Origin of the sequence: Methylophilus sp., assembly GCF_035460085.1 — a bacterium.
GTDB lineage: Bacteria > Pseudomonadota > Gammaproteobacteria > Burkholderiales > Methylophilaceae > Methylophilus.
On sequence record NZ_DATHWZ010000077.1, the window covers coordinates 1 to 11,003 of the forward strand.

Consider the following 11,003-nt stretch of genomic DNA (forward strand, 5'->3'; position numbering starts at 1 on the left):
GGGACAAACGCCACCACGGTGTTATCGTTCTCGTCTTTTGCCACCACTGGCACCCAATCCGCCAGCAATGCGCCTGACGAGTAGAATTTTTTGCCATTCAGGAAATAACCGCTGTTGGCGGGGGTCAGCCTGGTTTTAACATCATTAACGCTCTTGGTGCCCACTTCAGAGAACGCATTGCCGAAGCGTACGCCTTGTAAAACCAGTTCAAAAAAGTATCTTTTCTGGAAATCCGTGCCATCCAGGCGCAAACCTTCCACCATATACAAATGGTTTTGTGGGATCTGGCCTATGCTGGGGTCAGCCTCCGCCACGATAGCGATCACTTCTGCCAGGGTTTTATTCGACACGCCTGCGCCGCCGTATTCCTTAGGTACGGTAATACCCCACAAGCCGCTGCTGGAGAATAAATCCAGCTCTTTGCGCGGCAAGCGTCTTTCCTTGTCGCGGGTTGAAGCCTCTTTGGCGATTTCAGTGGCCACCTGGTGTGCAACTGCAATGGCTTCCGCATCACTTTTAATAAGGTGGGCAGACTCCCTGCCGCGATGTTCGTGGGCCTGGTTCAGGCTCTCGGGCAAATGCGCAACGTTGCTTGCATGTGCAGTCATATTTGAATCCTTCTAACTAAAAATAAGGGAGATTTAAAAGCGCAGTCATTTAGTTGTTAAATAGCCCTACGCGTCGGTATAGCAATTGCATTTAGCATGCCAATAGATAAGTGATTGAATTTAAATGTTTTATTTAATTTCGTTATTACGTTGAGCGTTTATAGAAACAGCTTTCTGCTGATTAGGTGCTGAATAATCAGCACTTAATAGCCAGTTTTTAGCTGGTAAAGCGTGAGTCAGGTGCTGTGTTTCTGTTTTAGCTGCTGCTATATCAGCAGCGCATCAGCATATATTGCTAAATTTCAACATGGTTAAATGGTGCTTAATTTGCATAAGTCATTGAAATATATATAAAAATATTCCTGGCATGGTTGCTGCTATATCTACAGGGAGCTGGCTCACCGATATTGAACACATCAAATTGGCGCCGGCAACCAAAGTTTAGGAGCCACACATGAGTCGTCCATTAAAAGTTACCGCTGTATCAGGCAGCTATAAATTACCTTCACGTACTGCCGCCCTGGTAGAAGCCTTGACCCAGCAACTGGGCCAGCATATCCCGATTGAATTGCATTCTATTGAATTGAGCGAAATCGGCAGCAGCCTGGTTTCCTCTTTCGACCCGAAACATCTGCCTGTGAAAGTACAGAAAGATATTGAAGCGATTGAAACCGCTGATCTGCTGATTGTAGCGACACCGGTATACCGCGCTTCTTACACCGGTTTATTTAAACACCTGTTTGACCTGGTCAATTACGAAGCATTGATTGATGTGCCTGTACTGCTGGGCGCGACCGGCGGTAGCGAACGTCATGCCCTGATTATTGACCATGAACTCAGGCCGTTATTCAGCTTTTTCCAGGCACTGACCTTACCCATTGGCGTGTATGCCACCGAGGGTGACTTTGAAAACTACAAAGTGAAAAGCGAAACGGTGAAAGCCCGTATCGAGCTGGCGATAGAGCGCGCGTTGCCATTATTAACACATCGTGAACTTGTAAAAACTGCCAGCCTGCAAGCGGTTTAACGCAGGCCGTATTTAGAGAAAACCGGTATTAGAGAAAAACAGATTTGGAGATTGGGTGATGAGTACAGAAAACATTAAATTTGCATATTGGGTACCTAACGTCAGTGGTGGCCTGGTGGTCAGTGATATTGAACAGCGCACCAGCTGGGATATCGATTACAACCGTAAACTGGCGCAGATCGCCGAAAAGGCGGGCTTTGAATATGCGTTAAGCCAGATCCGGTTTACTGCTGGTTATGGCGCTGAGTTCCAGCACGAGTCGGTATCGTTTTCACATGCCTTGCTGGCAGCGACTACCAAACTGAAAGTAATCGCCGCCATTCTGCCAGGTCCCTGGAATCCGGTGCTGGCAGCCAAACAGCTGGCAACCATCGATTTGCTGACCGAAGGCCGCGTCGCTGTCAATATCGTCTCCGGCTGGTTCCGTGGCGAGTTTACCGCGATTGGTGAACATTGGCTGGATCATGATGAACGCTATCGCCGCTCGAAAGAGTTTATTGAAGCGTTGAAAGGCATCTGGACCCAGGATAACTTCACCTATCGCGGTGACTTCTACCGTTTTAGCAATTACACATTGAAACCAAAACCATGGCAGCAACCGCACCCGGAAATCTTCCAGGGCGGTAGCTCACGCGCTGCACGTGACAATGCTGCCAGCGTATCTGACTGGTATTTCACCAATGGCAATACGGTTGAAGGCATCAAGGCGCAAGTAGACGATATCCGCGCCAAGGCCGCTGCCAATAACCATAGCGTTAAAGTTGGCGTGAATGCCTTTGTCATTGCCCGCGATACCGAAGAAGAAGCAAAAGCTGTACTTAAAGAAATCATTGATAAGGCTAACCCGGATGCGGTGAATGCCTTTGGTCATGAAGTGAAAAATGCCGGTGCTGCCAGCCCTGAAAAAGAAGGCAACTGGGCGAAGTCAACTTTTGAGGATTTAGTGCAATACAACGATGGTTTCAAAACCAACCTGATCGGGACGCCGCAACAGATTGCTGAACGCATCGTGGAATTAAAAGCGGTGGGCGTTGACCTGATCCTGTCCGGCTTCCTGCACTTTCAGGAAGAAGTGGCTTACTTTGGTGAAAAAGTATTGCCGCTGGTGCGTGAGCTGGAAACCAAAAAACTGGCTAAAGCTGCCTGATAACTCCTGGTAAAGCAGAAACGTAAAGCTGAAGACTATGGTCGTTGACACATTACCCGACTGGCTCGCTGTACAGGCTGAAAAGCGGCCTGTGCAGGTTGCTATCCGCCATAAAAAACTGGGTATCTGGCATGAACAAAGCTGGCAGGCCGTGCACAATGAAGTGTTGCTGGTGGCGCGATTTTTAAAGCAGCAAGGGTTCGGCAGCGGCGATACATTGCTCCTGCTAAGTGAACCAAGGCCGGAAGCCTTATTGTTATCACTGGCCGCACACTGGCTGGGAGGCATTGCTGCCCCATTAGATCCAGCGTATGCACAGCCGCAGTTACTGGATTTGCTGCATACCCTGCGACCACAGTTTGTGTTTGCAGAAGCGAAAACGCAAGTTGACCAGGTGTTTGACGCCAAGCCGGACGTCTCAGTACTGATTTATGCCAATGCGCGCGGCCTGGCCGATTACTCGCATCCTGCCATTCATGCTTACACAAGCATCATTTCGATAGGTGAAGCGGTGCCAGGCACATTGTCCGCCGTGGCAACGCCCGAAAGCGTTGCATTCCGTTTTTACCGTTTGGGCGAAGATTACCAACTGGAATACCGCGAACTCAGCCACATTGAGCTGTTGAAAAATGGCCGTCAGCTGGTGGGTCATGAATTACTGACAGATAAAGAAGAGGCGCTGGCAGCACGCGCTTTTGCCGCGAGCGGGCATGCCAGATACCTGCTTTCCCCCTGGTTGCTAGCCGGTTTCAAGCTTAACTTTCCCGAAAACTTGTCCACCAGGGATACTGATCGCCGCGAGTTGGGGCCGACTTTGGTGGCAGGCACAGCGGCAACCTATCAAAGGCTATATGCATTGACCCAATCGCGCTGGCCGCTGCCAACAACCTGGCAATTTTCACTAGTCGAATGGGCGTTGCGTAGCTACCGGAAAAGATTGCCGCTGTTAGCAACCATTGCAAACTGGCTGGTTATTCAGCCATTAAAAGATGTTCTGGGTTTGCGTCACACGCGAGTGCCATTATTAGTGGGTGAGCCTTTATCTGCTGAAGCCGAGCAGTTCTTCAGTTCGATCGGTATCCAGGTGCGTGATTGGCCGGAAGAGTCAGACTGGCAGGCCAGTTCCTTACAAGTGATTCCTCGCCCGCACAGCAACAATGAACATTACTTCGGCTTGAAAAACCTCAGAGCGGCAATATGAAAGATGCTGCCATATGAAAGATGCCGCGGTATGAAAGATGCGACGCAGCTATTACGCCTGGATGGTATCTGCTTATCCTTTAAGGGGGTGAAAGCCATCACCAACATCAGTTTTTCAGTCAAAAAAGGCGAAATCTGCGCCCTGATCGGCCCCAATGGCGCCGGTAAAAGCTCACTGTTAAATGTGATCAATGGCGTTTACCAGGCTGACGAAGGGCTGATTGTTTATAAGGGTAATGCCAGGAAAACCATGCATCCGCAATGGGCGGCCAAGCGCGGCGTGGCGAGGACTTTCCAGAATATAGCCTTGTTCAAAGGCATGTCAGTGCTGGATAACGTGCTGACCGGTACCAACCTCAAAGTAAAAAGCAGCTGGATAGAGCAGGTGTTTAACGTCGGGCGGGCAACCGCTGACGCCCAACAGCAACGACAAAAAGCCGAGCAGGTGATTGCTTTCCTCAAGCTACAACCGTGGCGCAATAGCATTGTCGGCAACCTGCCCTATGGTTTGCAAAAACGGGTTGAACTGGCGCGTGCACTGGCGGCAGAACCAGAGTTGCTATTGCTGGATGAGCCTATGGCCGGCATGAATGCCGAGGAGAAAGCGGAGATGAGCCGATTTATCATAGAAACCCGTCAGGAGTTTGGTACCACCATCGTACTGATCGAACATGACATCAGCGTTGTGATGTCGCTTTCCGACCATGTGGTGGTGCTGGATTACGGCAAAAAAATTGGTGATGGCACACCGGATGAAGTGCGGGTCAACCCCGAAGTGCTTGCCGCCTACCTGGGTACTAAACACTAAATTTGGCACTAGGCTGGCAGAGGATGACGAAACAATGAATTTTTTTCTGGAAGTATTCACTGGCGGGTTGCTGGCCGGGGTGATGTATTCCCTGGTCGCCATCGGCTTTGTGCTGATCTACAAGGCCTCAGGTGTATTTAATTTCGCACAGGGCTCTATGGTGCTGTTTGCCGCATTGACCTTCGTGAGCCTGCTTGAACGAGGGCTGCCGTTCTGGGGTGCATTTGCAATCACATTGATCACCATGGCGGTGCTGGCCTGGCTGATAGAATTGCTGGTCTTGCGGCAGCTGGTGAATCGTTCGCCTATCACGCTGTTTATGGCCACGCTGGGCCTGAGCTATATCATCGAAGGGTTGGCGCAAGCAGTATGGGGGGCGCAAGTGCATGCGCTTGAAATCGGTATCAATGACGAGCCTTATGAAGTATTCGGTATCCTGCTTTCCCAGTTCGACTTATTTGCTGCTGGCATTGCCGGTGGTTTGGTTGCCTTGCTCGGCTTTTTGTTTAACAAAACACGCATCGGTATTTCGCTGAGAGCGGTGGCTGACGACCAGTTAGCCGCCCTGGCAGTGGGTATCAAATTACAACGGTTATGGTTGATCGTGTGGGCGGTGGCAGGCTTTGTCGGCCTGGTCGCTGGCATTCTCTGGGGTGCCAGGGTCGGCGTGCAATTCTCCTTATCCCTGATTGTACTGAAGGCATTGCCGGTGCTGATTATTGGTGGCTTTACTTCGATTGAAGGCGCGATTGTCGGCGGGCTTATCGTCGGCGCCTCTGAAAAACTGGCGGAAGTATTTATCGGCCCGCTGATCGGTGGCGGCATCGAAAACTGGTTTCCCTATGTGCTGGCGGTGTTGTTTTTGCTGGTCAGGCCGTATGGGTTGTTTGGCGACAAAGCGATAGAACGCGTTTAGCAGGGTGCAAGATGCTTTATAAAGAATCTGGACAATTTGTAACCACATATCGTTTTGATAAACGATTCTTCCGGCTCAAGCAGGAGCGGTTGGCGTTTTCCCTGTTACTGGCGTTCGCATTCCTGGTGGTGCCATCCATAGGTAACGACTACTGGTTCAGCGCCATCCTGATTCCATTTCTGGTGCTATCACTGGCAGGGCTGGGGCTGAATTTACTGACAGGTTATGCCGGACAGTTGTCTTTGGGCTCAGCGGCTTTTATGGCGGTAGGCGCGTTTGCCACCTATAACTTCAATCTGCGTATTGAAGGGTTGCCATTGATCATCAGTCTGATTTTAGGCGGGCTCACTGCCGGTGGCGTAGGCCTGGTTTTCGGTTTGCCCAGTCTGCGTATCAAAGGCTTTTATTTAATCGTCTCTACGCTAGCAGCCCAGTTTTTTGTGCAATGGGTATTCACCAATTTCACCTGGTTTTCCAACAACTCTTCTTCCGGGGTGATCACGGCGCCGCCATTACATGTATTCGGTTCTGATTTCAATTCTCCGTTAGGCCGTTATTTACTGACGCTGACAGTGGTGCTCGCACTTGGCCTGTTAGCGAAAACGATTGTCAGCGGTGAGTTAGGCCGAAAGTGGATGGCCGTGCGCGACATGGATACAGCGGCAGCTGTGATCGGCATATCAGTACCCAAAACCAAATTACTGGCTTTTGCGATCAGTTCTTTTTACCTGGGCATTGCTGGTGCCCTTTGGGCATTCACTTATTTAGGCACAGTCGAACCGCACGGTTTTGATTTAACGCGCTCATTCCAGATTTTGTTCATCATCATTATTGGTGGCATGGGCAGCATTTTAGGTAATTTTCTGGGTGCGGCCTTTATTGTGTTATTCCCCATATTACTGTCGAATCTTTCATCGGGCTTATTGGCCGGTGCGATTGACCCTGGGCAACTGGAGAATTTTCAGAAGATGATTTTCGGCGCATTGATCATATTTTTCCTGATCAAAGAGCCCAATGGGTTAGCCAAAGTCTGGCAAACCGCCAAGCAACGGCTGCGTGTCTGGCCGCTACGTTTCTAGTTTATCCAATGCATTAAGGGAGATTTTCATGTGTTGAATAGGCTAATTACAACTATTTATATAACCAAAAACGATTAGTAGCTATTTTTTTATATCGCAATATTTATTTTAAAACCAAGGAGTCTCAGAGTGAAATTTTTAGGCAAACATCGCTGGCTGCTGCTGGCATTAGGGTTGGGCATCGCCAGCGTCACGGCACCAGTGCAAGCGGCGAACGAACAATATTTTCCGTTACAAAGCTACCGGATCGGGCCTTATGCAGCTGGTGGTTCAGGCTTCTTTGGTGGATTTATTGATTACCTGCAATACGTCAATGCCAAAGAAGGCGGCGTCAACGGCGTGAAATTCACCTGGAGTGAGTGCGAAACCGAATACGTGGTTGAAAAAGGCGTCGAGTGCTACGAGCGCCTGAAAAAAGGCCTGAACGGTGCGCCAGCAGCAGCAACCAATCCATTGTCAGTCGGTATCGCTTATGCCACGTTGGAACGCTCCACCGCTGACAAATTGCCACTGATCACCATCAACCACGGCCGCACCGATTCGACTGACGGTAGCGTGTTCCCGTATGCATTCCCGCTGCAGCTGAACCCCTATAGCGAAGTGTCTGCGATCGTGAACTATATTGCGAGCCAATCCGGTGGCCTGGATAAACTCAAAGGCAAGAAAATCGTGACGCTGTACCACGGTTCACCATATGGCAAAGAAACCAGCCCTATCCTGGAGCTGCTGGCAAAGAAATATGGCTTTGAGCTGACCCTGCTGGAGGTACCGCATCCGGGCAATGAGCAACAATCCCAATGGCTGACTATCCGCCGCATCAAGCCTGACTGGGTGATCCTGCGCGGTTGGGGCGTGATGAATCCGGTGGCGTTGAAAACAGCGCAAAAAACCGGTTTCCCGGCTAACCATATCATCGGCAATATCTGGAGTAACTCTGAAGATGATGCAGCACCAGCTGGTAATGCCGCCAAAGGATTTATTTCTATTACCACGCATCCTTCCGGCACCAGTTTCCCGGTATTGCAAGGCATTAATCAATATGTGATCAAACCGGGCAAAGGCAACCTACAGGACCCTAAACGTTTTGGTAATGTGTATTACAACCTGGGTGTAGTAAACGGCATTCTGAACGTTGAAGCAGTGCGTGTGGCGCAAGCCAAATTCGGCAAACGCCCGTTGACCGGTGAAGAAGTGCGCTGGGGCTTTGAAAATATCAAGCTGGATGATAAACGCCTGACTGAACTGGGCGCCCTGGGCCTGGTGCAACCGCTGAAATTAAGTTGCGCTGACCATGAAGGCGGCGGTGCGGTGCGCTTCCAGCAATGGGATGGCAGTAAGTGGAACGTGATTTCAGAATGGGTACAGGCTGATCGCCAGTTGCTGCGTCCTATCATTGAAAAATCTTCCCATGAATATGCCAAGGAAAAAGGCATCACCCCGCGTGATTGCAGCAAGGAAACTGTCGCTGCCAAGTAATACAGCGACTGTCTGATTGGAGATGCATACCGCCGACGCGCGGTATGCATGTCAGGAAACATGGAGTAAGTGAGCGAGCAGTACAAAGTGCAAGGCGCACGGAACACAGGAACCAAGACAGTATTAGAGTACGGCTTGGTTATGATGCTGTATTTAGAAAGCTTGCGCAACGCAGTAATTTGTTCGCGTAGCCACTTAATGCTTGTTTGCTTTAGTTTGATGCCTTGGGCAATGTTACAACAGTGTCCATGAGATCAAATTGAGGAGCACAGATATGTCCCAGACCAGTGAAAAACTTAATCCGGCTGCCGATGCCATTTTGCAGCTGGATAATATTGAAGTGATTTATGAAAAAGTCATTTTTGCCATCAAACATATTTCGCTACAGGTAGGGCCGCAAGCGATTGTCGCCTTATTGGGCGCAAATGGGGCGGGTAAAAGCACCATACTCAAAGCCATTTCCGGCCTGATTCCCGCGCAGCGTGGTGAAATTGTGCAGGGCCGGATTTTTTACCAAGGCCAGGATCTGACCAAGGCCACACCTGCGCAGCTGGTATCTCAAGGCCTAGTACAAGTGCTGGAAGGCCGGCATTGTTTCGGCCATTTAACGGTGGAAGAAAACCTGCTGACCGGCGCTTTTGTGCGCCGCCCCTCCGCCAAGGTGTTATCGCAGGAACTGGAGAAAGTGTATAACTTTTTCCCGCGGTTGAAGTTGTTACGCAAGAATCACGCTGGTTATACCTCTGGTGGCGAGCAGCAAATGGTGGCGATAGGGCGCGCGTTAATGGCTAACCCAAAGCTGATCCTGCTGGATGAGCCTTCCATGGGGCTGGCACCACAGATCGTGGAAGAAATTTTCGAGATTGTGCACCAGTTGCAGCAGACCCAAGGCCTGAGTTTCCTGCTGGCTGAGCAGAATGCCACGGTGGCATTGAGATATGCCGATTATGCCTATGTGCTGGAGAGTGGGCATATCACGCATAATGGCGATGCGCAGACAATTGCCAGCAGCCAGGCATTGAGTGACTCGTATTTGGGCAAGCAGTAATTGAGGATGATTTATTTTTAAAGACTTCATTTTGGAGTGATAGCTTTCTCAGGTCTGAGATTTCATTTAGTCAGAGCTTATTTCAGTAGCGCAATCTAATAGTTGAACCAAGTCGTCATTCTGGCGGCGGCCAGAATCCAGGCAGGCTAATTCTTAGCTTGGTTGCAATTGAGAGCAAATGTTGTAATTGCTTGAAGGTCTACTGGTATTTCTTTGATCATTCAATGCTCCATTTCGGCATTGTGTTTCGCCCCTAGGCGAGTTACTTTTCTTTGCTTGCCCAAAGAACAAGTAACCAAAAGAAAGGGCACCCTAGCTTCCGCTTGTTCCCTGCGTTGCTCGTCAAAACAAGCGGTCGCGAAACTCGACCTAGCGGCCTGCACAAACCGCAGGCCACCGCGGGATTCAGACAGTCGCTCCCTTCCTCCTTATTTTGACTGTGCTACTCGGCGCGTCAGATAGGAGCCCGTTGCAAACCACCACGATGAACCAAATATTTGAACATGAAGGTTGGAGGGCGCTAAGTGAGTTTTGAGGTTTGAAGACAAAGCGTAAACTCTGATAACTCTAATTCTTTAATTTGTTTTGCCCAATGTTCGAGCGTGATGCAGTGTAAAGAATTACACTTAAGCGAAAGCGTGTGTTTTTACCGGGCCCCTATCTGACGCGCCGAGTAGCGCAGTCAGCGTGGGAGTTTTCGGCCAGCGTCTGTTTGAGTTCCGCGGCGGCTTGCGTTCTTTGCAAGCCGCTAGGGCGAGTTTCGTTGGCTGCCCACGCTGATGAGCAACGCAGGATACAAGCGGAAGCTAGGGTGCCCTTTCTTTTGGTTACTTGTTCTTTGGGCAAGCAAAAAAAGGAACTCGCCTGGGGGCGAAAAAGAACGGTGAATAGACTAAAGAAATACCTATTAAACTCGAGCAAGCGCTACACAAGCTTTTCTAGTGTCACAAGGCTAAACTCAGACCTTACCTTGATTCCCCCTTGCAGGACGCACTGGCTTCTGGATAAGCCGTCGTTCCGCTGGCACAGAGCATGCTCCGTGAAACCCCTGCTACACCCTCTGCCAGAACGAAGGTTATGGCAGTTAGCACTGGTTTCTACATCACGAGTTCGTCAGCTCAATCTCCGGCAATGCCTCATGCTTGATCGCCGCTTCAAATGCCGTCAAACGTTTATACACTGACAACAACTCAACAATCGTCGTCCATGAATTCACCAGATATTGGAAGGAGTTACTAACTTGCGAAAACGCTGTCAGGATCTGCTGCAAAATACCAAATGTGATTTTACCAGCCGCAATGGTCGGCACCAGAATCAGGTAAGCAAAAATATTATCCGCCTGCAAATATAAACTACGTGCAACGTTAAAATACATATAGTGGAAATACAAACGGAAGTAGTTGTTACGCACATCCAGGAACAACGACTTCAGCGTGGCTGGCTGCGCGCGATCGGCATTGTCTTCACCATAGACGAGCTCCTTACGGTAAGCCGCTTCTACACGCTGGTTCCTGAATTCCAAGCCTGGTAATTTGATCCCGACCGCCGCTAATAATAGCGTCCCGAAGACCGACCAGGCAATCGCGGCAGTGAACAACGGCGCAGGCACCGCCCCAAACACCGGTAACTCACTGACGTAAGATGACAGGCTCCACAATACAGGCAGGAAAGCCACCAGTGTCATGATGGCCTCT

General features: G+C 49.9%; 10 protein-coding genes. 8 read left to right on the forward strand and 2 right to left on the reverse strand.

Annotation, left to right across the window (positions count from 1 at the left end; all coding sequences use genetic code 11):
• On the reverse strand, positions 1–608 hold a 608-nt coding region (locus VK958_RS10920; RefSeq protein ID WP_325241224.1), incomplete at its 3' end, for an acyl-CoA dehydrogenase family protein.
• Positions 609–1,062: 454 nt separating this feature from the next.
• Here VK958_RS10920 and msuE point away from each other — a divergent pair.
• The 8 genes from msuE to VK958_RS10960 all read left to right on the forward strand — a co-directional run bounded on the left by msuE (position 1,063) and on the right by VK958_RS10960 (position 9,309).
• On the forward strand, positions 1,063–1,635 hold the full coding sequence (gene msuE, locus VK958_RS10925) for an FMN reductase (RefSeq protein ID WP_325241226.1): 573 nt from the start codon (positions 1,063–1,065) through the stop codon (positions 1,633–1,635).
• A gap of 58 nt (positions 1,636–1,693) precedes the next feature.
• On the forward strand, positions 1,694–2,782 hold the full coding sequence (gene sfnG / locus VK958_RS10930) for a dimethylsulfone monooxygenase SfnG (RefSeq protein WP_325241228.1): 1,089 nt from the start codon (positions 1,694–1,696) through the stop codon (positions 2,780–2,782).
• Between the two features lie 37 nt (positions 2,783–2,819).
• On the forward strand, positions 2,820–3,983 hold the full coding sequence (locus VK958_RS10935) for an AMP-binding protein (protein WP_325241230.1): 1,164 nt from the start codon (positions 2,820–2,822) through the stop codon (positions 3,981–3,983).
• Between the two features lie 30 nt (positions 3,984–4,013).
• Positions 4,014–4,790, forward strand: a complete 777-nt coding sequence (locus VK958_RS10940) for an ABC transporter ATP-binding protein (RefSeq protein ID WP_325241232.1) — start codon at positions 4,014–4,016, stop codon at positions 4,788–4,790.
• Between the two features lie 34 nt (positions 4,791–4,824).
• Complete coding sequence (locus tag VK958_RS10945; RefSeq protein ID WP_325241234.1) at positions 4,825–5,706, forward strand: branched-chain amino acid ABC transporter permease; 882 nt, start codon at positions 4,825–4,827, stop codon at positions 5,704–5,706.
• A gap of 11 nt (positions 5,707–5,717) precedes the next feature.
• Positions 5,718–6,785, forward strand: a complete 1,068-nt coding sequence (locus VK958_RS10950; protein WP_325241236.1) for a branched-chain amino acid ABC transporter permease — start codon at positions 5,718–5,720, stop codon at positions 6,783–6,785.
• Positions 6,786–6,914: 129 nt separating this feature from the next.
• Entirely contained in the window at positions 6,915–8,261 is a 1,347-nt protein-coding gene (locus tag VK958_RS10955; protein ID WP_325241238.1) for an ABC transporter substrate-binding protein, read from the forward strand.
• Between the two features lie 274 nt (positions 8,262–8,535).
• On the forward strand, positions 8,536–9,309 hold the full coding sequence (locus tag VK958_RS10960) for an ABC transporter ATP-binding protein (protein WP_325241240.1): 774 nt from the start codon (positions 8,536–8,538) through the stop codon (positions 9,307–9,309).
• A 1,102-nt stretch (positions 9,310–10,411) separates the two neighbouring features.
• On the opposite strand, the gene VK958_RS10965 is transcribed toward VK958_RS10960, so the two are convergent.
• Positions 10,412–11,003 (reverse strand): SbmA/BacA-like family transporter (locus VK958_RS10965; protein ID WP_325241242.1); only part of this gene is annotated, 592 nt, incomplete at its 5' end.

Coding starts and splice junctions, on each gene's coding strand:
- msuE (WP_325241226.1), top strand. CDS start 1,063: ATGAGTCGTCCATTAAAAGTTACCGCTGTATCAGGCAGCTATAAATTA.
- sfnG (WP_325241228.1), top strand. CDS start 1,694: ATGAGTACAGAAAACATTAAATTTGCATATTGGGTACCTAACGTCAGT.
- VK958_RS10935 (WP_325241230.1), top strand. CDS start 2,820: ATGGTCGTTGACACATTACCCGACTGGCTCGCTGTACAGGCTGAAAAG.
- VK958_RS10940 (WP_325241232.1), top strand. CDS start 4,014: ATGAAAGATGCGACGCAGCTATTACGCCTGGATGGTATCTGCTTATCC.
- VK958_RS10945 (WP_325241234.1), top strand. CDS start 4,825: ATGAATTTTTTTCTGGAAGTATTCACTGGCGGGTTGCTGGCCGGGGTG.
- VK958_RS10950 (WP_325241236.1), top strand. CDS start 5,718: ATGCTTTATAAAGAATCTGGACAATTTGTAACCACATATCGTTTTGAT.
- VK958_RS10960 (WP_325241240.1), top strand. CDS start 8,536: ATGTCCCAGACCAGTGAAAAACTTAATCCGGCTGCCGATGCCATTTTG.